Origin of the sequence: Trueperella sp. HMSC08B05 (genome assembly GCF_001808405.1) — a bacterium.
Classification (GTDB): domain Bacteria; phylum Actinomycetota; class Actinomycetes; order Actinomycetales; family Actinomycetaceae; genus Trueperella; species Trueperella bernardiae.
The window spans coordinates 72,708-94,301 of the sequence record NZ_KV793231.1; the positions used below are offsets into that span (position 1 = coordinate 72,708).

The 21,594-nt window shown below is 66.1% G+C and carries 21 protein-coding genes and 4 tRNA genes; 20 read left to right on the forward strand and 5 right to left on the reverse strand.

Annotated features, from left to right (window positions below; genetic code table 11):
• Positions 1 to 114: 114 nt before the first annotated feature.
• Positions 115 to 189 (reverse strand) — tRNA-Val (locus HMPREF3167_RS01520).
• Positions 190 to 347: 158 nt separating this feature from the next.
• On the opposite strand from HMPREF3167_RS01520, the gene HMPREF3167_RS01525 reads away from it, so the two are divergent.
• The 3 genes from HMPREF3167_RS01525 to HMPREF3167_RS01535 all read left to right on the forward strand — a co-directional run bounded on the left by HMPREF3167_RS01525 (position 348) and on the right by HMPREF3167_RS01535 (position 611).
• Positions 348 to 420 (forward strand) — tRNA-Gly (locus tag HMPREF3167_RS01525).
• 35 nt (positions 421 to 455) lie between these two features.
• Positions 456 to 526, forward strand: a tRNA-Cys gene (locus tag HMPREF3167_RS01530).
• Between the two features lie 8 nt (positions 527 to 534).
• Positions 535 to 611, forward strand: a tRNA-Val gene (locus tag HMPREF3167_RS01535).
• A gap of 292 nt (positions 612 to 903) precedes the next feature.
• Here HMPREF3167_RS01535 and HMPREF3167_RS09760 read toward each other — a convergent pair.
• Both HMPREF3167_RS09760 and HMPREF3167_RS01540 read right to left on the reverse strand, forming a co-directional pair.
• Positions 904 to 1,080: a hypothetical protein gene (locus HMPREF3167_RS09760; RefSeq protein ID WP_160326856.1), complete on the reverse strand. Its 177-nt coding sequence runs from the start codon at positions 1,078 to 1,080 to the stop codon at positions 904 to 906.
• On the reverse strand, positions 1,081 to 2,331 hold the full coding sequence (locus tag HMPREF3167_RS01540) for a PspC domain-containing protein (RefSeq protein WP_070445101.1): 1,251 nt from the start codon (positions 2,329 to 2,331) through the stop codon (positions 1,081 to 1,083).
• A 134-nt stretch (positions 2,332 to 2,465) separates the two neighbouring features.
• On the opposite strand from HMPREF3167_RS01540, the gene HMPREF3167_RS01545 reads away from it, so the two are divergent.
• Both HMPREF3167_RS01545 and HMPREF3167_RS01550 read left to right on the forward strand, forming a co-directional pair.
• Positions 2,466 to 3,629: an ATP-binding protein gene (locus tag HMPREF3167_RS01545; protein ID WP_070445104.1), complete on the forward strand. Its 1,164-nt coding sequence runs from the start codon at positions 2,466 to 2,468 to the stop codon at positions 3,627 to 3,629.
• Complete coding sequence (locus HMPREF3167_RS01550; protein WP_070445107.1) at positions 3,626 to 4,267, forward strand: response regulator; 642 nt, start codon at positions 3,626 to 3,628, stop codon at positions 4,265 to 4,267. The genes HMPREF3167_RS01545 and HMPREF3167_RS01550 overlap by 4 nt, the downstream gene beginning before the upstream one ends.
• A gap of 7 nt (positions 4,268 to 4,274) precedes the next feature.
• Here the strand turns inward: HMPREF3167_RS01550 and HMPREF3167_RS01555 are convergent, their stop codons facing one another.
• The gene (locus tag HMPREF3167_RS01555; protein WP_062612366.1) at positions 4,275 to 5,642 is read right to left on the reverse strand and encodes an L-serine ammonia-lyase; all 1,368 of its coding nucleotides are present in this window, start codon (positions 5,640 to 5,642) and stop codon (positions 4,275 to 4,277) included.
• A 119-nt stretch (positions 5,643 to 5,761) separates the two neighbouring features.
• Here HMPREF3167_RS01555 and thrS point away from each other — a divergent pair, with 119 nt between their 5' ends.
• From thrS to HMPREF3167_RS01630, 15 genes are all read left to right on the forward strand, one after another.
• The gene (thrS, locus tag HMPREF3167_RS01560) at positions 5,762 to 7,777 is read left to right on the forward strand and encodes a threonine--tRNA ligase (RefSeq protein WP_371258049.1); all 2,016 of its coding nucleotides are present in this window, start codon (positions 5,762 to 5,764) and stop codon (positions 7,775 to 7,777) included.
• 9 nt (positions 7,778 to 7,786) lie between these two features.
• Positions 7,787 to 8,413, forward strand: coding sequence for a phosphatidylinositol phosphate synthase (gene pgsA, locus HMPREF3167_RS01565; RefSeq protein WP_068538334.1), 627 nt, complete (start codon positions 7,787 to 7,789; stop codon positions 8,411 to 8,413).
• Positions 8,410 to 9,369 (forward strand): phosphatidylinositol mannoside acyltransferase, encoded by a 960-nt coding sequence (locus HMPREF3167_RS01570; RefSeq protein ID WP_070445110.1) that lies wholly within the window; start codon positions 8,410 to 8,412, stop codon positions 9,367 to 9,369. Before pgsA ends, HMPREF3167_RS01570 begins: the two co-directional genes overlap by 4 nt.
• On the forward strand, positions 9,366 to 10,490 hold the full coding sequence (locus HMPREF3167_RS01575; RefSeq protein WP_062612374.1) for a glycosyltransferase family 4 protein: 1,125 nt from the start codon (positions 9,366 to 9,368) through the stop codon (positions 10,488 to 10,490). The genes HMPREF3167_RS01570 and HMPREF3167_RS01575 overlap by 4 nt, the downstream gene beginning before the upstream one ends.
• Positions 10,487 to 11,071 (forward strand): hypothetical protein, encoded by a 585-nt coding sequence (locus tag HMPREF3167_RS01580; RefSeq protein WP_068538331.1) that lies wholly within the window; start codon positions 10,487 to 10,489, stop codon positions 11,069 to 11,071. Before HMPREF3167_RS01575 ends, HMPREF3167_RS01580 begins: the two co-directional genes overlap by 4 nt.
• A gap of 4 nt (positions 11,072 to 11,075) precedes the next feature.
• Positions 11,076 to 11,612, forward strand: a complete 537-nt coding sequence (locus HMPREF3167_RS01585) for an NUDIX hydrolase (protein WP_244899202.1) — start codon at positions 11,076 to 11,078, stop codon at positions 11,610 to 11,612.
• A 52-nt stretch (positions 11,613 to 11,664) separates the two neighbouring features.
• Positions 11,665 to 12,423 (forward strand): YebC/PmpR family DNA-binding transcriptional regulator, encoded by a 759-nt coding sequence (locus HMPREF3167_RS01590; RefSeq protein ID WP_062612380.1) that lies wholly within the window; start codon positions 11,665 to 11,667, stop codon positions 12,421 to 12,423.
• Positions 12,424 to 12,425: 2 nt separating this feature from the next.
• Complete coding sequence (gene ruvC, locus HMPREF3167_RS01595; protein ID WP_070445113.1) at positions 12,426 to 13,034, forward strand: crossover junction endodeoxyribonuclease RuvC; 609 nt, start codon at positions 12,426 to 12,428, stop codon at positions 13,032 to 13,034.
• Between the two features lie 79 nt (positions 13,035 to 13,113).
• Positions 13,114 to 13,704, forward strand: coding sequence for a Holliday junction branch migration protein RuvA (gene ruvA / locus HMPREF3167_RS01600; protein ID WP_062612387.1), 591 nt, complete (start codon positions 13,114 to 13,116; stop codon positions 13,702 to 13,704).
• Between the two features lie 2 nt (positions 13,705 to 13,706).
• A complete protein-coding gene (gene ruvB, locus HMPREF3167_RS01605) occupies positions 13,707 to 14,717 on the forward strand; it encodes a Holliday junction branch migration DNA helicase RuvB (RefSeq protein WP_070445116.1) in 1,011 nt (336 codons plus the stop codon).
• 99 nt (positions 14,718 to 14,816) lie between these two features.
• Entirely contained in the window at positions 14,817 to 15,185 is a 369-nt protein-coding gene (gene yajC / locus HMPREF3167_RS01610; protein ID WP_062612392.1) for a preprotein translocase subunit YajC, read from the forward strand.
• Between the two features lie 23 nt (positions 15,186 to 15,208).
• Positions 15,209 to 17,041, forward strand: a complete 1,833-nt coding sequence (gene secD, locus HMPREF3167_RS01615; RefSeq protein ID WP_070445119.1) for a protein translocase subunit SecD — start codon at positions 15,209 to 15,211, stop codon at positions 17,039 to 17,041.
• Positions 17,041 to 18,129 (forward strand): protein translocase subunit SecF, encoded by a 1,089-nt coding sequence (secF, locus tag HMPREF3167_RS01620; protein WP_070445122.1) that lies wholly within the window; start codon positions 17,041 to 17,043, stop codon positions 18,127 to 18,129. Before secD ends, secF begins: the two co-directional genes overlap by 1 nt.
• The gene (locus HMPREF3167_RS01625) at positions 18,126 to 18,680 is read left to right on the forward strand and encodes an adenine phosphoribosyltransferase (RefSeq protein WP_062612397.1); all 555 of its coding nucleotides are present in this window, start codon (positions 18,126 to 18,128) and stop codon (positions 18,678 to 18,680) included. Before secF ends, HMPREF3167_RS01625 begins: the two co-directional genes overlap by 4 nt.
• 56 nt (positions 18,681 to 18,736) lie before the next feature.
• A complete protein-coding gene (locus HMPREF3167_RS01630; protein WP_068538327.1) occupies positions 18,737 to 21,034 on the forward strand; it encodes a RelA/SpoT family protein in 2,298 nt (765 codons plus the stop codon).
• Here the strand turns inward: HMPREF3167_RS01630 and HMPREF3167_RS01635 are convergent.
• Positions 20,985 to 21,494, reverse strand: coding sequence for a hypothetical protein (locus HMPREF3167_RS01635; protein WP_070445125.1), 510 nt, complete (start codon positions 21,492 to 21,494; stop codon positions 20,985 to 20,987). The two genes, HMPREF3167_RS01630 and HMPREF3167_RS01635, sit on opposite strands and share 50 nt — an antisense overlap.
• Positions 21,495 to 21,594: the final 100 nt, after the last annotated feature.

Consider the following 21,594-nt stretch of genomic DNA (forward strand, 5'->3'; position numbering starts at 1 on the left):
GAGGCCAGAGGCGAAAAAGCGCAAGTCGTTCGCGCGATGGTGCAGGTGCGCACGGCTTGACGCCATGGGGTTTTATACAGGGAAGATGCGGCACGTATGGCCGCTGAGGATAGATGGTGGGCGATACTGGGATCGAACCAGTGACCCCTTCCGTGTGAAGGAAGTGCGCTACCGCTGCGCTAATCGCCCTAGGATCAGGTGATCTCTGCTCAAAGACAGTAGCTGACAATCGAGGGTAGAAGCAAACGCAATCGGCGTAGCGCACGTCACGTTATCCGGATTAGACACCGGTCGAAGATTATGGCTATATTAATCAGGCAGTCAGCGAGACGCGATCGAGCTGATATGCGGATGTAGCTCAGCTGGTAGAGCACCACCTTGCCAAGGTGGGGGTCGCGGGTTCGAATCCCGTCATCCGCTCGAAGGCCAAGTAATGTAGGATTACTTAACCACTTGGTGGGTTGGCCGAGAGGCGAGGCAGCGGCCTGCAAAGCCGTATACACGGGTTCGAATCCCGTACCCACCTCTCAATCAGGGCGATTGGCGCAGTTGGTTAGCGCGCTTCCTCGACACGGAAGAGGTCACTGGTTCGAATCCAGTATCGCCCACCACGTCCCCAGCACGCTGGGGATTTTTTCATGCCCGCTGCACGTTGGCGGCGAGGAGCACCTGGCTTTCCCACGGCGTTGTGGCTGGCCCGGCCGTCGTCGTGAGGAAGCCCGGCCGTCGTCGCGGGGCCGCTCGCAAACGCGACACTAAACCGCAAGATGCGGCACTAATTTACCGTGAATTAGTGCCGCATCTTGCGGTTTTGTATAGCATCTGCGCGGAGGAGGGCAGGGCGCAGGTGCGCCCGGCGGGCAGGGCGGGGCGCGGGTGCGCCCGCCGCGGTGCGTGTGGGTGCTAGTCTTCGGCGGGCTCCACTCGCCGGAAGGCGCTCATAGCAAGCAGCGCGGAGACCGTGAAGAGCATGATGACGACGACGATCCGGACGTCAACCACCGCGCCCGCGGCGCGCGCGATGCCGGTCGAGGCGAGGATGAGGGAAAGTGAGCCGAAGATGGCGGTGCTGATACGCATTTAATTTCCTTTCGGGAGTGAGCTGAGATAGAGGGATCCGTAGGAGAAGTTGATGGTGGCCGTAGTGACGGCATCGGGGTTGGTGATGGCGGCGGGGGAGTAGATGCGCACGCTCTCCCCGGCCCCGAGGTGGACGTTGCTCCACCATCTCTCGTCCGGGTTGTCGCCCGTGTCGTAGACGGGTTCGGTCCAGGTTTCGCCGGCGACGTCGACCCGCCAGGGTTCCCAACCGTTGAGGGCGACGTCGGCCACGCCGTAGACGTCTTCGTTGCGGGTGACTTCGATAATGATTGGGTCTGATTCTCTGAAGAGGTAGGGGGCGTCGGCGAGGATGAAGGCGTCGACGTTGTAGTCGCGCAGCTGGCCGGGATCGCTGTTGACCCCGGAGTGGGACACGGACAGCAGTGAGGGCCGCTCGCTCGAGCCGAAGGAGACGAGCTCGAGGTTCGGCGCGGTCACCATGGATGTGGGCATGATGAGGGCGATCGCGAGCGCGGCCGACGCCGGCAGGGCCAGGAACCAGGCGAGCGCGGTGAGCCATGTGGCTCGCAGGCCGCGCACTCCGGCGTACATGACGCCGATGGCGACGATACCAAGGCCCACGCTGAGCGCCATGAGGATCGCGGCGACCTTGCCCGGCACGGCGAGCAGCGCGATCGCGCTGCCGATAAAGGCGATGGCGACGACGACCGAGATGGCCTGTCCGCCAAGTGCCGGCTTTTTGGACTTGGGCTCCTTGAGCGGCCGCACCGGGTGAGCGGGCGCGGGGAATTCTGAGCCCGGCCCGTACGGCGCGGACCCGAACTGGGCGGCATCGTACACGCCACGCGGCGTGCTTCGCCGCCCGTTGCGCCAGAGCACGAAGAACACAGAGACGAGGATCACCAGTACGCCCATCAACGCCAGGCCGGGGGCCCGGTTGAGCGCGAAGTCGGCCCAGACGGCGACGAATGGCACGAAGACCACCGCGCCCACCAGGATGAGGATGATGGAGGCCGCAAACGCGGAGTCAGGATTGCGCAGCGCGCCTTCGGCCACGATCTCCTCCGTGGCGTAGGAGGGAATGAGGAGCCAGCCGAGCCCATAGAGGAGGAAGCCGATTCCGCCGACGATGGCGAGCGCAACGAAGGCCAGGCGGACCAGCACGGCGGAGATGCCCCAGCGGTGGGCGAGGCCGGCACAGACGCCGCCAGCGAGTGCGTCAGGCGTGCGGCGCAGGGGCCGGGAGCGAAGGGAGTCGTAAAGTTTCATGTCTTCATTCTTCGCTATCGACGGGCCCGAATCGGCCCTGAACACCCCTGAAAGAACCCTGATCCTTCCCCGAAAACCCCTGATTTCGGCCGTTCGTGGTTGGGTTCGGGGCCGCGGGGTGAGACGATCGAAGCATGGAAGACTATGCAGATCTCTTGGCGCCGTGGGCCACCGCGCGCCCGGCCCTTGAGCGGCGGGAGCCCAAGATCCTGGCCGGCGTGTGCCAGGGACTCGCCCAGCACCTTGGCGGGTCGGTGCGCATGTGGCGGTTGGCCTTCCTTCTGCTGTGCTGGACCGTGGTGCCCGTGGTTGTCTACGCGGTGCTCGCGCTCACGCTGTCGCGCGAGGGGGCCGACGTCTCCACGCGCCGGCTCGTCAAGCCGCTCGCGTCCGGCGAGGACTCCCGGCCCACCACCGCCGTGGCACTCGGCGCGATGGGCGTCATCATCCTGCTCGTGATCGTCGGATACTTCCCGGGCGCGCTCGCCGTGCTTCCGCTCGCACTCATCCTCGCCGGCGGCGCGATCGCCTGGTCCGTCCAGGGCCGTTGGGCCAGCCTCGCGCTCGGAGTCGGCCTGCTGGTTGCAACGATGGGCGCGGTCGTCGTCGTGGAGAACGTGGTCGACAGCGCCGACGCCACCACCGCATTCCTTACGGGCTTCGCCGCGCTCGCCGTGGGCGCCTTCGTCCTCTACCCCTCCCAGATGCGTTCGCGCATGCACGCCCGCGAGCAAGACGCCCAGCTCGTCCGGGAGGAAACCCGCGCCGACATCGCTGCCCACCTGCACGACTCCGTCCTCCAGACCCTCGCCCTCATCCGCTCGCGTGCCGACGACGCCGACGCCGTCCGTGTCCTCGCTCGCCAGCAGGAGGCTGAGTTGCGCGACTACCTCTATTCAGACCGGCGTGATGACACGTCGGTAGCCACTGTCCTCACCCGGCGTGCGCGGGAGGTGGAGGCGACGTACGGCGCGCAGGTCGACGTCGTGATTACGGGGGATATGGAGGTGACGGCGCGGACGCAGGCCCTCATCGACGCCGCCGGGGAGGCCCTGACGAACGCGTGCAAGCACGGAGGTAGCCCCATCTCGATGTACGCCGAGCTGGGGGACGGCGGGGATGTGTGGGTGCGCGACCGCGGTGAGGGCTTCGACGTGGGTAGCATTGGTGAGGACCGGCGCGGGGTGCGCCACTCGATCTACGGGCGCATGGAACGCGCGGGCGGGCGCGCGAACATCCGCTCCCCGCTACCGACGGGCGGCACCGAGGTCCACATGAGCGTGGAGGAGGAACAATGAAAGTCATCGTGGTCGACGATCACGCCCTGGTCCGCGCGGGCATCATCGCCCAGATCGACGGGCAGGGCGTTCAGGTGGTAGGCCAGGCGGCGAGCGTGGACGAGGCGATCGATGTGATCCGGGCCGTGGACTGTGACGTCGTCCTGCTCGACGTCCACCTGCCCGGCGGCGCGGGCGGAGGCGGCGCGGAAGTCATCCGGGCTTTCGCCGGCGAAGGCGGCCCGCGCTTCCTTGCCCTTTCGGTGTCGGACGCGGCTGAAGACGTTGTGTCCGTCGTGCGCGCGGGTGCGCGCGGCTACGTCACCAAGTCCATCAACAGGGACGAGCTCATCGAGGCGCTCGAACGGGTGGTAGCCGGCGACGCCGCCTTCTCACCCAAGCTTGCGGGCTTCGTCCTTGACGCCTTCGGCACGTCGCGCAGCGCCGTGGCCGAGCGTGACGAGGAGCTCGACCGGCTCTCGGCGCGCGAGCAGGACGTCATGCGGCTCATCGCCCGCGGCTACACCTACAAGGAGACCGCCTCCGAGCTGTTCATCTCGGTCAAGACCGTGGAGACCCACGTGTCGGCCTGCCTGCGCAAGCTTCAACTTTCCAACCGCAAGGAACTCTCGCGCTGGGCGGCGGCCCGGGGTATCTAGTCGCCCGTCAGCACTCGATGACGTTGACGCCCACGTGCACCGCGAGCCCGCCGAGTGCCGTCTCCTTATATTTGGCCTGCATGTCCTTGCCCGTCTCGCGCATGGTGGCGATGACGGAGTCGAGGGAGACGAGGTGCGAGCCGTCTCCGCGCAGGGCGGTGCGGGCGGCGGCCACGGCCTTGATTGCGGCGATGGCGTTGCGCTCGATGCAGGGGATTTGCACCAGGCCACCCACCGGGTCGCAGGTGAGACCGAGGTTGTGTTCCATCGCGATCTCGGCGGCGTTTTCCACCTGGCGGGGACTGCCACCGAGCACGGCGGCGAGGCCCGCGGCGGCCATCGAGCACGCCGATCCGACCTCACCCTGGCAGCCGACTTCGGCGCCCGAGATGGAGGCGGTGGTCTTGAAGATCATGCCGATCGCGCCGGCGGTGAGGAGGAAGGTCTCCACCGCATCGGCGTCGAGCCCGATGAAGTCACGGCAGTAGTGCATGACGGCCGGGATGATCCCGGCGGCGCCGTTCGTGGGCGCGGTGACCACACGGCCGCCCCCGGCGTTCTCCTCGTTGACTGCCAGCGCGTAGAGCCCGATCCAATCCATGGCCCGAAGCGGGTCGAGGGCGTCGGATTCGGCGAGGAGGGCGGTGTGGAGCTTCGGGGCGCGGCGCAACACCTGGAGGCCACCGGGGAGCACACCCTCGTGACCGAGCCCGGTGGCAACGCACCCCTGCATGACCTCCCAGATGGCGGCCAGCCCGCTCGCGATCTCCGCCGTGGTGTGCAAAGCGAGTTCGTTGGTGCGCGCAACTTCGGCGATCGACATGCCGGTGCGATCGCAGATGAGGAGCAGCTCGTCGGCCGTGCGGAAGGGGTGGGGGAGGTCGGCGGTGGGGATGATGGCCATGTCGGCGTCCTCCTCGCACACCACGAAGCCGCCGCCCACGGAATAATAGGTGCGCTCAAACACGAGCTCCTCGCCGCTCCATGCGCTCATCGTCATAGCGTTGGGGTGCCCGGGAAGCTCGGTACGGCCGATGAGCTCGATGTCGGTGGCCGGGTCAAAGTCGATGGTTACCTGCCCGTCCGCCGTGGCGAGCGGAAGGCGACGATCGGTGCGGACCTTCCCCACGGCGTCGCCGACCCGCTCAGGCTGCACGCGCGCCGGTTCAAAGCCCATGAGGCCGAGGATGACAGCCTTGTCGGTGCCATGCCCGATCCCGGTGGCGCCCAGCGAGCCGTAGAGCCGCACCCGCACGCGGTGAACCGTGCCGGGCAGGTGGCCGGCAAACATGTGGGCGGCCGTCATCGGCCCCGACGTATGCGAGGACGACGGGCCGATCCCGATCTTGAACAGGTCAAACACGCTTAAGCTCATGGGACGATAGTAACGGTATGCAGGGCTTCACATGAAGGTGAGAAAAGAGCCGCTCACGTGGCGGGGTATGATGGCGACGTGCGTACCTTGTCTGTGCGTACCGGATGAGAGGAGCCAGGGTGCCCAACCTAGTAATTGACGGCGACTCGCTGCAGATCAGCGAGTCCGTGAGCGGCATTGACCACTTCAAGGACAGCAAGGAGATCGTAGCGCTTCGCGTGGACGGCGAGCTGAAGGACCTGGCCACGGACCTGGCCACGTTGCCCGACGGCGCCACTGTCGAAGGAGTCACGATCCACGAGCAGGACGGCCTGAACATCCTGCGCCACTCGGCCACCCACGTGCTCGCCCAGGCGGTCCAGAACAAGTTCCCGTCCGTCAACCTCGGCATCGGCCCGTTCATCACCGACGGCTTCTACTACGACTTTGGCAACATCCCCGCCGTCACCCCCGAGCTCCTCAAAGAGCTGGAGAAGGACATGGCGCGGATCGTGAAGGAGGGCCAGCGTTTCGTGCGTCGCCCGATTTCCGACGACGCCGCCGCGGCCGAGCTCGCCGACCAGCCCTACAAGCTCGAGCTCATCTCCCTCAAGGGCGGCTCCGACGCCGATAACGACCAGGCGGCCGAGGGGGCCTCGGTGGAGGTCGGCGGGGGAGAGCTGACGATGTACGACAACGTCAACCGCCGTGGGGAGACCGTCTGGACCGACCTGTGCCGCGGCCCGCACCTGCCGAACACGAAGCTCATCGGCAACGGGTTTTCCCTCACCCGCTCCTCGGCCGCCTACTGGCGCGGGGACCAGGCCAAAGACTCCCTCCAGCGCATCTACGGTACCGCGTGGCCGAGCAAGGACGAGCTGCTCGCCTACAAGACACGGATCGAGGAGGCGCAAAAGCGGGACCACCGCAAGCTCGGCAACGAGCTCGACCTCTTCTCTTTCCCTGACGAGATCGGCTCCGGCCTGGCAGTCTTCCACCCCAAGGGCGGCATCATCCGCATGGTGATGGAGGAATACTCCCGCAAGCGCCACCTGGAGGCCGGCTACTCCTTCGTTAACACCCCGCACATCACCAAGGGCAACCTCTTCCAGATCTCGGGCCACCTGGATTTCTACCGCGACGGCATGTACCCGCCCATGCACATGGACGAGGTGGTCGACGCCGAGGGCAATGTGGTCAAGGAAGGCCAGGACTACTACCTCAAGCCGATGAACTGCCCGATGCACAACTTGATCTTCCGCTCCCGCGGGCGCTCCTACCGCGAGCTGCCGCTGCGCCTGTTCGAGTTCGGCACGGTCTACCGTAACGAGGCCTCCGGCGTCATCCACGGCCTGACCCGCGCTCGCGGCTTCACCCAGGACGACGCCCACATCTACTGCACCCGGGAGCAGATGAAGGAGGAGCTGACCGCGCTGCTCGACTTCGTGCTGTCGCTACTCAAGGACTACGGCCTGGACGACTTCTACCTCGAGCTGTCTACCAAGGATCCGAAGAAGTACGTAGGTGATGACGAGGTGTGGGAGGAATCCACGCGCGTGCTCGAGGAGGTGGCCACCGCCTCCGGCCTGGAGCTGGTGCCGGATCCGGAGGGCGCCGCCTTCTACGGGCCGAAGATCTCGGTTCAGGCCAAGGACGCACTCGGGCGCACCTGGCAGATGTCCACCATTCAGCTCGACTTCAACCTGCCCGAGCGCTTCGAGCTCGAATACACCGCACCCGACGGCTCGCGCCAGCGCCCGGTGATGATCCACCGCGCGCTCTTCGGCTCGATCGAGCGCTTCTTCGGCGTGCTGACTGAGCACTACGCGGGGGCCTTCCCGGCGTGGCTCGCGCCGGTGCAGGTGCGCTGCGTGCCGGTGGCCGAGGCCTTCGACAACTACCTGTTCGAGGTGGCGGACAAGCTGCGGGCGCGGGGCGTGCGCGTGGAGGTCGACACCTCCGATGACCGCTTCGGCAAGAAGATCCGCAACGCCTCGAAGGACAAGATCCCCTTCACGCTTATCGCTGGTGGCGACGACGCGGCGGCCGGCGCGGTCTCCTTCCGCATGCGCGACGGCTCGCAGGACAACGGCATTGCCGTGGACGAGGCGATCGAGCGCATCTGCGCGGCCATCGACAACCATGAGAACCAGTAGGGAGTAGCCATGCTGTCTCGCAGCGGCCGGCCGCTGGCCAAGGTCATCTTCGGCCCTATCGCCAAGGCCCTGGTCCGGATGGGGGTCACCCCCAACGCCGTCACGATTGTGGGCGGGGTGGCCTCCTCGGCCGCCGCGCTGGTCCTCTTCCCGCTCGGCTACCTGCTGGTGGGTGCGCTTGTGGTGACCATTCTCGTCATCTTCGACAACCTCGATGGTCAGATGGCGCGCATGACGAGCAAGAGTACGAAGTTCGGGGCCTTCCTCGATTCGACCATGGACCGCTTCGCGGACGGGGCGATCTTCGCCGCGCTCGCCATGTGGGGCTACCTCCAAGCCGACGAGCCGACGAAGGCCTGGGTGGTGTCGGGAGCGATCGCGGCCGCCGTCGTCGGCGGAATCGTTCCGTATGCCCGGGCGCGCGCCGAGGGCGTGGGCTATTCGGCGTCGGTGGGGCTGGCCGAGCGGGCCGACCGCCTGGTGTTCGCCCTCATCCTCGTGCTCGCCACCGGGTTTGGAGCCACGCACTGGGTGATGGCGATCGGTCTGTGGGTGCTCGCGGTGCTTGCCCTGTTCACGGTGGGGCAGCGGATCGTCTACGTCTACAAGCAGATGGCACAGGCTGGTGACGCGTGAATATCCTGCGCGTATTTGCGGCCGCCTCGTGGCTGGTGAAGACGCTGCCTGAGCCGGTGGGCCGGGCGATCTTCCGGGCCGTTGGTACGGTCACGGGCGCGTCGAACATGCGCGGGGCCGTCCAGCTGCGGGCGAACCTTGAACGGATTGTGCCCGCGGCCGGCTCGTGGCGGGCGCGGCGGCGCAGCGCGAAGGCCATGCGCTCGTACATGGACTACTACTATGAGATGTTCCGGCTGAGCTCGCTCACCCCCGACCAGATCGACGCACGCGTGAGCTGTGAGAACGTCGAGGCGTTCCGGGAGCACCTGGCGGCGGGGAGGTCCGCGTCGGCGGCGCTGTTGCACACCGGCAACTGGGACCTGGCAGGGGCCTGGGCCACGAAGCACCTCGCGCCGGTGCACTCGATTGCAGAGAAGCTCAATCCGCCCGAACTCGCGGACCAGTTCCTCGATTTCCGCCGCTCGATCGGGTTGACCATCTACCAGACCGGCGGCGGGGCGATTGCGAGCCTCGAGCGCTCGATGCGCGAGGAGTCGGTGATCGTCACGCTCCTGTGCGACCGCGACCTGTCGGCCTCCGGTGTTCAGGTGAATCTGACGGGCAAGCCGGTGCGCGTGGCGGTCGGCTCGGCCCTGCTTGCCCAGCGCACGGGAGAGCCCATGTGGCCGATCACCATCGTCACCGACGATTTCGGCCACGACGCCGAACGGGTGCGCCGCTCCGGGAGCCGCTACGGTATCAAGATCATCTTCGGCGAGCCGATCAGCGCCGGCGTCGGCCCGGAGGCGAGCGCGGAGGAGCGCGAGGCCGACATCTTGCGGATGAACCAGGAGTGGCTGGACCAGGTGGGGCCGTTGCTTGCCACGCACGTGACGGATTGGCATATGCTTCAAAAGGTATTCGTCGAGGACCTGGACCCCGAGCGGCTGGCCAGGGCGAAGGAAACCACATGAAGATAGGAATTGCCTGCGGGTATTCGTGGGACGTGCACGGGGGCGTGCAATATCACATCCGCGATCTTGCCAAGGAGCTCATCGTGCGCGGACACGAGGTGTCGGTCATTGCACCGGCGGAGAACACGCCTGCGGAGGAGTTCGTGTGCCCCGTCGGCGCGGCGATCCCGGTCCGCTACAACGGCTCGGTGGCCCGCCTCAGCTTCGGGCCGCGGGTGAACCGCGAGGTGCGTAAGTGGCTCAAGCAGGGCGACTTCGACGTGCTCCACGTGCACGAGCCCTTCACCCCGTCGGTATCGATGCTGGCGCTCATGAGCGCCGAGTGTCCGGTGGTCTCCACCTTCCACACGGCGATGGACCACTCGCGCATGCTGACGCTCGCTTCCCCGTTCCTCGTGCCAATCCTGGATAAGATCCAGGCGCGCATCGCGGTGTCAGAGGAGGCCCGGCGCACGGCCGTCCAGCATCTGGGCGGGGACGCCTGGGTGATCCCCAACGGCGTGTTCGTCTCCGACCTGCAGATCGACGGTCCTGACCCGCGCTTCACCGGCACGCCCGAGGCGCCCACGCTGGCCTTCCTTGGCCGGCTGGACGAGCCGCGCAAGGGCCTGCCCGTGGTCGCCGAGGCCTTTGACCAGATCCGCGCGGCGCATCCCGGCGTGCGGATGCTCGTGGCGGGCAAGGGCGATGAGGATGAGGCCCGGCGCATGTTCGGCGCCGACGCGCAGGCCGTGGAATTCTTGGGCCCGGTCTCCGATGAGGACAAGGCGCTCTTGCTCGGCAGTGCGGATGCCTATCTTGCGCCCAACACGGGCGGGGAGTCGTTCGGCATCATCCTAGTGGAGGCGATGAGCGCGGGCGCGTTCGTCGTCGCCTCCGACATCCCGGCCTTCCGCGCGGTGTTATCGGATGGGGAGTTTGGCGTGCACTTCCGCAACGAGGATCCGGGCGACCTGGCACGCGTGGTCAACGAGGCGCTCGCCGATCGGCCGATGCGCGAGCGGGTGGCCACGCTCGCCTCCGAGGCCGCCTGGCGCTACGACTGGGGGACCGTGGCCTCCCACATTCTGTCCGTCTACGAGACAGCGATCCGCACGGCAAGGATCGAGGTGGAGCCGTGATCTGGAAGACCGTCCTCCTCGTGATCCTTGGCCTCCTTATCCTCTCCGTCATCGCGGCGACCCTCTATGCCCGCTCGCTCGACCGCGTCCACAAGAACGTCATGAAGTCGCGCGTGGCCCTCGAGCGCGCGTTGGCCGACCGGGCCCAGGCCGCCCTTCGCGTGGCGCGCTCGGGCGTACTCGACGTGGCAAGCTCGATCGTACTGGCCGACCTCGCCACCGAGGCGATCGAGGCCGCCGCCTACCCGATTGTCGACGACGGCCTGGACGCCATCGACATCGACGACGAGGGGCGCGCGCTCACCGGGCGCGCGGGCGAGGCGCCGGACCGCCTCAGCCTCGAATCGGAGCTCAGCCGTGCACTGCGCCACTCGGTGGACCAGTTGGATTCCGCCCCGCCGGAGCTGGAGGGCCTGGAGCGCGCCCGGATCGCGGTGCAGATGACGCGCCGCTTCCACAACAACCACGTTGCCCAGGCGCGCCGGGTGCGGCGTAACGCCTTCGTGCGCCTGCTCCACCTGCACGGCCGGGCGCCCGAGCCGCAGATGGTCAACCTTGACGACCGGCTCGACCGTGAGTGAGACCGTGAGCGAGTGGCCACTCGACGCCGACGGCTTCCCGCACCGCAGCGCGGGCCGCTGCGTCGTGTTCAACACGCGCGGCCAGATCCTCATGATCCTCGGCCACGACATCGACCGGCCCGACTACCGCTGGTGGTTCACGCCCGGGGGCGGGCTGATGGAAGGTGAGTCGCCGGCTGAGGGCGCGGCGCGCGAGCTCACGGAGGAAACCGGGCTGAGCGTGGAGCCGGGGCGGCTGGAAGGGCCCGTGCTCGACCGTCGTTCGACCTTCCGCTTCTACTACGTCACGCGCAAACAGGACGAGCTCTTTTTCCTCCTGCACGTGAACGAAGCCGAGGAGGCGCGGATCGACTCTCGGGCCGGCGCGCGCCTGACCGAGCAGGAGTTGGAACTATTGGACGACATGCGCTGGTGGGACCTCGATGAGCTCGCCGCGGCGGAGGAGTCCGGGGAGCTTGTTTTCCCCGTCGGGCTCGTCCAGATGGCCCGACGGTGGCGCTCGGGCTGGGACGGCGAGCTCATCCACGCCGTTGAAGAATAGACGCGCGGGCGTTGTACAATGACCTGCGTACGTGAGTCGAAAGGAAGAATACGTGTCAGGACATTCCAAGTGGGCAACCACGAAGCACAAGAAGGCCGCGATCGATGCTAAACGCGGCAAGCTGTTCGCACGCCTCGTGAAGAACATCGAAGTCGCGGCGCGCTCGGGCGGCGGCGACCCCGATGGTAACCCCACCCTGTACGACGCCATTCAAAAGGCCAAGAAGAACTCCGTGCCGGCCGATAACATCAACCGCGCCGTCAAGCGCGGCTCGGGCGAGGGCGGGGACGCCGTCAACTACGAGTCGATCATGTACGAAGGCTACGGCCCCGGCGGTGTGGCGATCCTGCTTGAGTGCCTCACAGATAACCGCAACCGTGCGGCGTCCGACGTGCGCGTGGCGCTGACCCGCAACGGCGGCACGCTGGCCGACCCGGGCTCGGTTGCCTACATGTTCTCCCGCAAGGGTGTTGTTGAGGTGCCGGCCGAGGGCAACGACGAGGACGAGCTGCTCATGGCCGTTCTCGACGCGGGCGCCGAGGAAATCACCAACTACGGGGAAACCTTCGAGATCCTGTCCGAACCGAACGACGTGGTTGAGGTGCGCAAGGCCCTGCAGGGCGCGGGCGTGGACTACAACTCGGCCGAAGTGCAGTTCGTGCCCTCGATGAAGGTGGGCGTGGACCTGGACACGGCGCGCAAGGTCATGAAGCTCATTGACGCGATCGATGACCTCGACGACATCCAGAACGTCTACTCCAACGTCGACATCTCGCCCGAGATCGCGGCGCAGCTGGAGGAAGAGGACTAAGAGTGCGTGTCCTGGGCGTTGATCCCGGCATGACGCGCTGCGGGATCGGCGTGGTCGATGCGCGGGGGAGGCAGGTGACAATCGTCGCTGTCGACGTCGCCCACACCAAGCCCGAAATAGCGCCCCACCAGCGCCTGCTCATGATCTCGAATGCTATCGAGGAGGCAATCCGGCTCTACCGGCCGGAGGTGGTGGCGATCGAGCGGGTCTTCGCCCAGGAGAACGTGCGCTCCGTGACCGGCACGGCCCAGGTGGCAGGGATCGCGATGCTAGCGGCGGCGAAGGCATCGTTGCCGCTCGGAATGCACACCCCGTCGGAGGTTAAGGCCGCCGTGACGGGCAACGGCCGGGCCGAGAAGGCCCAGGTCCAGCTCATGGTCCAGCGGATCCTGCGCCTCGATGCCCCGCCGCGCCCGAAGGACGCCGCGGATGCGCTCGCCGTGGCGATTTGTCATGCCTGGCGTGGAGGAGCCACCCACCCGGACCGCTCCCAGCACGGCGGCGCCGGCATGTTGCCGCGCGTCGAGGGCAAAGACCTCACCCCGGCTCAGCGGATGTGGGCCAACGCCGAACGACTATCGCGTAGGCACGGCGCCGTCGAGCCCAAGTAGCTGACCTGCCACGGCGCCCCTGTCGACACGGCCAATCACGAACGGCTATAATCAAACATATGTTCGAATCGGAGGGTACATGATTGTTTCCTTGCGCGGTCCGGTCCTGCGCGCGTCGGCCACGGAGGCCGTCATCGAGGCAAGCGGCGTCGGTTACGTTTTTTCTGCCACCCCCGACACGCTCGCCCAGCTACGCGTGGGAGAGGAGGCCTTCGTCCATATCGCGATGGTCACCTCGCGCGAGGGGGAGTCGTCCCTTTTCGGTTTTCACGACGACGACGCGCGGGTCACGTTCGACGTGCTGCGGTCCGTCACGGGGATCGGCCCCCGGTCGGCGCTGACGATCCTGGCCACGTTGCCGCCCGATGAGCTTCTCCGCGCGATCGAAAGCAAGGACGAGGCGAGCCTCGTGCGCATTCCGGGGGTGGGGAAGAAGTCAGCCCAGCGGATGGTGCTGGAGCTGGCTGGAAAGCTTGGCCCGGCCGTCGGGGCGGAGCCGGCGGAGTCGGCATCGTCGCATGAGGAAGACGTGATCGCGGCGCTCGTGGGCATGGGCTGGAAGGAGCGCGACGCGGCGGCGGCACTGGCCGAGGCGCTGAAGGTCACGCCCACGGGCACGCTCGCCCAGCTGCTGCGCGCGTCCCTGCAGGTCCTCGGGCAGCGGAGGTAGCGGTGAACGAGTACACGGATCCGGACGCCACCGATATCGAACGTGCCCAAGAGGCGGCACTACGCCCGAAGGTCCTCGAGGAGTTCGTGGGCCAGGAGGTCGTGCGTGACCAGCTCTCGCTCGTGCTCGAGGCGGCCGTGCAGCGCAACAAGTCGGCCGACCACGTGTTGCTCGCCGGGCCGCCGGGCCTGGGCAAGACCACGCTGGCGATGATCATTGCCGCGGAGGTCAACGGCGCGTTGCGGTTGACCTCCGGGCCGGCAATCCAGCACGCAGGTGACCTCGCCGCCGTCCTGTCCTCCCTCAACGAGGGGGACGTGCTCTTTATTGACGAAATCCACCGCCTTGCCCGCACGGCCGAGGAGATGCTGTACCTGGCGATGGAGGATTTCCGTGTAGACGTGATGATTGGCAAGGGGCCGGGCGCCACGTCGATCCCGTTGCCGCTGCCGCCGTTCACGGTGGTCGGAGCCACCACCCGATCGGGCCTGTTGCCGGCCCCGCTACGTGACCGCTTCGGGTTCACCGCGCACCTCGATTTTTACTCGGTGCCCGAGCTCGCCCTCATCGTGGAGCGCAACGCGCGCAAGCTCGCCGTCGAGCTCACTGCGGACGCGGCCCATGAGATCGCCTCGCGCTCGCGCGGCACGCCCCGCATCGCCAATCGGCTGCTGCGCCGGGTGCAGGATTGGGCGCAGGTGCGCGGCAGCGGGGTGCTGGATCTCGACGCGGCGCGCGCCGCCCTCGGGGTGTTCGAGGTGGACAAGAAAGGACTCGACCGGCTGGACCGCGCCGTGCTCGACGTACTGTGCATTCGCTTCCGCGGCCAGCCCGTGGGCCTGTCCACGCTCGCCGTGTCGGTGGGCGAGGAGCCAGAGACCGTGGAGACCGTGGCCGAACCCTACCTGGTGCGCCAGGGTTTCATGATCCGCACCCCGCGCGGGCGGCAGGCCACCTCGCTCGCTTTCCAGCACCTGGGCCTTGCGGCGCCGGAGGAGACGCTGTTTTCGTGACTCGCTCCACGGCGGGAGAACATCGACCGTCTGGGTGAATGCGGGTAGACTTGTACGGTTGTCACAAAGCAACAAACGCTTTGGTCGATTGGAGAAAAGATGCCCGGTATTCCCGTTGAGTTGGTGATCCTCACGGTCGTCATGCTCGGTTTTTTCTGGCTGATGAACCGTGGCGCGAAGAAGGCGCAGAAGGCTCAACTCGCCAAGCGCGAAGAAGCCCTCGTGGTGGGCAATAACGTCATGACGCAGGCCGGCTTTTTTGGCCGTATCGTTGACATTGATGGTGACGCTGTAACCCTCGAATCCCCCTCGGGAGATGAGACGGTGTGGCTGCGCACGGCGATCGTGGCCCAGATGGACATCCCACTCGGCAACAGTGAAGAGGATGAGACGGAGGACGTCGAGGCATTCCTCGACTCCCAGGAGGCCGACCCGGACCTTTCCGACGATTCCAACACCGATAAGTAAAGACGAGGCTCAAAGGAACTAACGTGTCGTCAAGCCACCTGGAGGATCCGACGCCGAAGCCGTGGCGCCGCTTGACCGTCCTCTTTATCCTTGTTCTCGCACTCGTGGGCTCCCTCATCGCAGGGAGCCTGAGTGGCGACAAGACCAGATTCACCCCGGATCTCGCACTCGACCTCGAGGGCGGTACCCAGATTATCCTTACCCCGGTCACAACCGACGGCTCGGAGGTGACTGCCTCCGATATCCGCGAGGCAATCAACGTCATCCGCCAGCGTGTGGACGCCACGGGCGTGGCTGAAGCCGAGATCACGGCCCAGGGCGGTTCGAACATCATCGTCGCTCTGCCGGGCACGCCGTCGAAGGAGACGCTCGACCTGGTGCGCACGTCGGCCGTGCTGCGCATGCGCCCGGTGCTGTCGATCCTGAACCCCGCGCCGATGGATGCCCAGTCGGTCGTCGCCGCGCTGGGGGAGAATGCGGGCGATCTTGACCCGGCCACGATGGACGCGGCCGCGGTCGATGAGGCGATCCGAAAGCTCGCTGACGTCGACGGCGATGGGGAGCTGTCGGCCGAGCCGGCGCAGACGCCGGAAAACGCCTCGGATACGAACTGGATCACCGAGCAGGTGATGTACGACGCGTACACGCTCGATTGCACGGTTCCCGATTCGCGCCCGGCGGAAAAGACGGATAGCCCGGACACCGCGATCGTTGCCTGCGAGCCGGATACGACCACCAAGTACATCCTTGGCCCCTCGGAGCTGGACGGCACGCAGCTTGACAGCGCGTCGTCGTCGCCGGCCACGAACCAGCAGGGCCAGCCCACGGGCGGCTGGGCAGTCAACATGTCCTTCAATTCCGAGGGCGGGAAGATCTTTGGCGATGTCACCACGCGCCTGTCTGAGCTCAAGGAGCCGCGCAATTCGTTCGCGTCCGTACTCGATGGCCGCGTCATTTCCTCGGCCCGCGTGTCCTACCCGATCACGGGCGGCCAGGCGCAGATTACCGGCCGCTTCACGGCGGACGAGGCCGGGGCGCTGGCGAACCAGCTGAAGTTCGGCTCGCTGCCGTTGCAGTTCAACGTCCAGTCCGAGGAACAGATCTCCGCGACCCTTGGCGCCGAGCAGCTGAGCTCGGGCCTCATCGCCGGCCTGGTGGGCCTGGTCCTCATCGTCATCTACATGATCTGGCAGTACCATGCCCTGGGCGTGGTGGCGATTGGCTCGATCCTCACCTCCACGGGCCTGTCCTACCTCATCATCAGCCTGCTGTCGTGGACGATGGGTTATCGCCTGTCGATGGCGGGAGTGCTCGGTATCATCATTTCGATCGGCGTGACGGCGGATTCGTTCATCGTCTATTTCGAGCGCATCCGTGACGAGATCCGTGACGGCCGATCCGTGGCCAGCGCGGTTCAGCACGGCTGGAACCGTGCCCAGCGTACGATCATCATCTCTGACCTGGTCAACCTCACCGCTTCGGTGGTGCTCTTCCTTCTCACGGTTGGTTCGGTGCGCGGCTTCGCCTTCACACTCGGCGTGACCACGGTGCTTGACCTCGTGGTGGTCATGATGTTCACCTACCCGATCATGACCCTGATTTCGCGCAGCGCGTTCTTCGGGAAAGGCAAGCGCGGCTCGGGCATGGACACGAAGAAGCTTGAGTCAACTCCGCGCTACCGTGGGCGCACGGTGCCCGAGCGCAAGCAGAACAAGCCCAAGGATGCGATGGTGGCCGCCGACGGCGCCGTCATCCACGACTACGAGATGCCCGACGCCCGTTTCACCGGCGAATCGCTTGCCCAGCAGCGTGCTCGCCAGAGGCGAGAGGCGCGCCGGAAGGAAGGAGACCAGTAATGTCGATGTACTCCTTTGGTAACGGCCTGTACACGGGCAAGCGTTCCTACAACATCGTGGGGCAGCGCAAGCTGTGGTTTAACATCGCGATCGTCGCCGTCCTTCTCTCGCTGGCGTCGTTTGCGATCCGCGAGCCGAACCTCGGTATCGAGTTCCGCGGGGGCTCCCAGTTCACGGTCTCGGGCACGGCCACCCTCGATCACCAGCCGGCGTACGACGTCGTCGGCAAGGTGTCGACGTCGGTGCCGCGCGTGTCCGATGTTGGCCAGGAGGCCATCCGTGTCCAGACTGAGTCGCTGGACGACACGAAAACCCAGGAGGTGCGCGCCGGCCTGGCCGAAGCCTACGACGTGCCGGAAGCGGACGTGACGTCTACGTACATCGGCCCTTCGTGGGGCCAGGACATCCTGGCCCAGGCGATCCGAGCCATGGTGATCTTCATGGTGCTGATCTCGGTGGTCCTCATCATCTACTTCAAGTCTTGGACCATCGCGGTCGGCGCGATCGGCGCGCTCTTGCACGACTTCGTAGTCACGCTCGGGATCTACTGGATCTTAGGCTTCGAAATCGCGCCCGCCACGATCATCGGCTTGCTGACGATCATGGGCTACTCGCTCTACGATACCGTGGTGGTGTTCGACAAGGTGCGTGAGAACACGGCCGAGCTCGAGCACCAGACGCAGATGACGTACGCGGAGGAAGCGAATCTGGCGATCAACCAGACCCTCATCCGTTCGCTCAACACCTCGGTCACCGGCTGGCTGCCTGTCATCTCGGTGCTGATCGTCGGTGTGTGGTGGCTGGGCGCGGAGACGCTGCGCGACCTGGCGCTGGTCATGTTCGTGGGCATGGTGCTCTCGGCCCTGTCCTCGGTGTTCCTGGCGGCTCCGCTGGCGGTGTGGCTGGCTGAGCGTGATCCGAAGATCAAGGCACACACCGCCCGCGTCACTGCGCGGCGCGAGGAGATTGGCGTCGAGAGAACTGACAATGAGAAGGAAAGTGCGGGTACCGTGGTAACCGAGCGTGTTTCCGGCGGCCATAAGGGCCAGCGGTCCCAGCCGAAGCGAAAGAAAAGGAATAAGCGATGAGCACTGAGGCTATCTTCCCTCAAGACTCCGTAGCACTTGTTAAGTCCCACGTGCGCGAGGTGGAGGACTTCCCGGCGCGTGGTGTCCTCTTCCGTGACATCACGCCCCTGATTGCCGACGGCGAAGCGTTCGCCTCCCTCATCAAGATCCTGGCCGATCGTTACCGCGGCAAGTGCGACGCGGTGGCGGGCCTCGAATCGCGTGGCTTCATCCTCGGCGCCCCGCTCGCTCACGAGCTCGGGATCGGCATGCTGACCGTGCGTAAGGCCGGGCGTCTGCCGGGCCCCGTCGTCGGCGTGAATTACGACCTGGAGTATGGGTCGGCTCGCATGGAACTGCAGCCCTTCACGGTGAAGGACGGCATGCGCGTGCTCGTTATCGACGACGTGCTCGCCACCGGTGGCACGGCGGGCGCGGCCTTCCACCTCATCGAGAAGGCGGGCGGCAAGCCTGCTGGCCTGTGCGTGCTGCTCGAGCTGGCTGACCTCGGCGGGCGTGAGTACCTGGCCGAGCGCTACGACTACCCGGTGGAGTCGGTCATCAGCTACTAGGCCTGCGCCCATGTGGGGCTTCGTCATTGCTGATCACGGTGACGTATAATCCCCACATGGATGCAAAGGTCAACGAAGAGGAACCGCGGGTACGCTCGCGGCTTTCCTGGCTCGGGCGCAAGAGCGATACGCCCACCCTGCTCGAGCCACTCATGCGCGCTATCGGCAACCGCAAGCTGGATAAGGCGCGCATTATTCGTGCCTTTGAAACCGCCGAGCGCGCGCACGCTGGCCAGATGCGAAAGTCGGGTGAACCTTACATCACCCACCCGGTGGCAGTGTCCACGATCTTGGCCGAGCTAGGGATGGATGAGGACACGCTGGTGGCCGCGCTCCTGCATGACACGGTGGAGGACACGAGCTACTCGCTCAAGCAGCTCACGCGCGACTTCGGCTGCACGGTGGCGTTGCTGGTGGACGGGGTCACGAAACTCGACAAGGTCGAATACGGCGAAGCCGCCCAGGCGGAGACCGTGCGCAAGATGGTCATCGCGATGGCGAAGGACATCCGCGTGCTGCTTATCAAGCTGGGCGATCGGCTCCACAACGCGCGCACGTGGAAGTATGTGAGCCCGGGCTCGGCGCAGAAGAAGGCGCGTGAGACCTTGGAGATCTACGCCCCGCTTGCCCACCGTCTGGGTATGAACTCGATCAAGTGGGAGCTGGAGGACCGCTCGTTTAAGGAGCTCTACCCGGCTGTCTACTCCGAGATCGAGCGAATGGTCCAGGACCGGGCGCCGGAGCGCGAACGCTACATCTCGCAAATGAAGGCCGAGTTGGAGCGGGAGCTGGGCAAGGCCAAGCTCCGCTGCACGATCTCGGGCCGGCCCAAGCACTACTACTCGATCTATCAGAAGATGATCCTGCGCGGGCGCGATTTCGAGGACATCTACGACCTCATCGGCGTGCGCGTGCTGGTGGAGGAGATCCAGGACTGCTACACGGCCCTCGGCATCGCCAACTCGCTCTACGTCCCCGTCCAGGGGCGCATCAAGGACTACATCGCTTCCCCGAAGTTCAACCTCTACCAGTCGATCCACACCACCGTGATCGGGCCGGGCGGCAAGACGGTGGAGATCCAGATCCGCACGTATGAGATGCACAAGCGCGCCGAGTTCGGTGTCGCCGCTCATTGGCGTTACAAGGAGAACCCGAACGCGGAGAAGGCGGATACGAGCGCGCAGGCGGACACGCAGCTGGAGTGGCTGCGCCAGCTGGTGGATTGGCAGCGCGAGACGGCGGACCCGAAGGAGTTCCTCGACTCGCTGCGCTTCGAGATGTCGGGCAGCCAGGTCTACGTCTTCACCCCGATGGGCGAGGTCATGGAGTTGCCCACGGGTTCGACTCCGGTAGACTTTGCCTACGCCGTCCACACCGAGGTCGGTCACCGCACGGTGGGGGCGAAGGTTAATGACAAGCTGGTCACCCTCGATCACCGGCTCGAATCTGGCGACACGGTAGAGATCATTACCTCTCGCTCAGAGGACTACGGGCCGTCCCAGGACTGGCAGGAGTTCGTGGCCACCCCGCGGGCGCGGTCGAAGATCAAGGCGTGGTTTACGAAGTCGCGCCGCGAGGAGACCGTGGAGCAGGGCAAGGACAAGCTGGCCCGCGCGATCCGCCGCAAGAACGAGCCGGTCCAGCGCCTCATGTCACACGAGACGCTCAAGGCCGTGGCGCAGGACCTGTCCAAGCGAGACGTCACCGAGCTGTATGCCAGCATCGGGGAGGGTACGATCTCTCCGGAGACCGTGGTGCGTCGCCTCATTTCTTCCCAGGGCGGCACCGCCGGCGTGGAGGAGACGATGGCCGAGGCGGTCACTCCCACGCGCATCCAGCACCAGCAGATCGGGTCGGCGTCGTCGGCGGTCATCGTCTCAGATATCGAGGACACGGACGTGCTGGTCAAGCTCGCCAAGTGTTGTATGCCGGTGCCGCCTGACGAGATCGTCGGCTTCATCACGCGCGGCAGTGGCATCTCGGTGCATCGCAAGGACTGCACGAACATGCGTTCGCTCAAGCGTGAGCCGGAGCGTTTCATTGACATCGCGTGGGCCGACGACGCCGACTCGAACGTCTTCCTCGTCCAGGTCCAGATCGAGGCGCTCGACCGCAAGGGCCTGCTGGCGGACGTCACGCGTGCGCTATCAGAGCACGACATCAACATGCTCACCGGCTCGATGAACACCTCCAACGAGCGAGTGGCCCGGCTCAACTTCACCTTCGAGATGGCGGACCCGCGCCACCTGCAGCAGGTGCTGACCGAGCTACGCAAGATCGAGGGCGTGCACGCCGCCTACCGGCTTACGGGCTCGGCGAGAGAGGCTGTCCGAGCTCACGGGGGAGCTGAGTAAGGATCTCGCGCACGCGCGTGATGCCGTGAGTGGAGAGCTGGTAGGCCCGCTGTTCGATGGCCGCCACACTGGTGCCGGCGCGCACGAGCAGGCACAGGAGTTCGACCGAGTCTTCGCGGTTGGCCATGAGGTCGATCGCGGTGCGCTCGAGTGTGGTGACGAACTTGCCGCCCACTTCGGTCAGGTCCGTGCCCGGCATCGACGACGCCGGCACGGCGTCCACCTGCTCTTGGAGCTGGGGCGTGTGCCAGCCGGTGTGGATGAAGAGGGCTGATTCGCGCACGAAGGCCTTGCCCGGCTTGCGCATGGCAAGGAGCTGGGCGCGTGATTCGGGCGTCTTGCACAGGTCGACCCCGACGTAGCCGATGTCGCCGATGTCGATCATGAGGCCGGCGCCGGCGAGGGTGCGCGCCTCGTGGTGCTCGGCGAGTGACTGAGGTTGATAGATGTGGAGCGTCATGAGGTGATTCCATCACGTCGCGCGAGGGACGCTGCGCGTCTTCCCACACCTGTGGACAAAGAAAACGCCGCCGGAAAAACCGGCGGCGTCTTCCACGTCA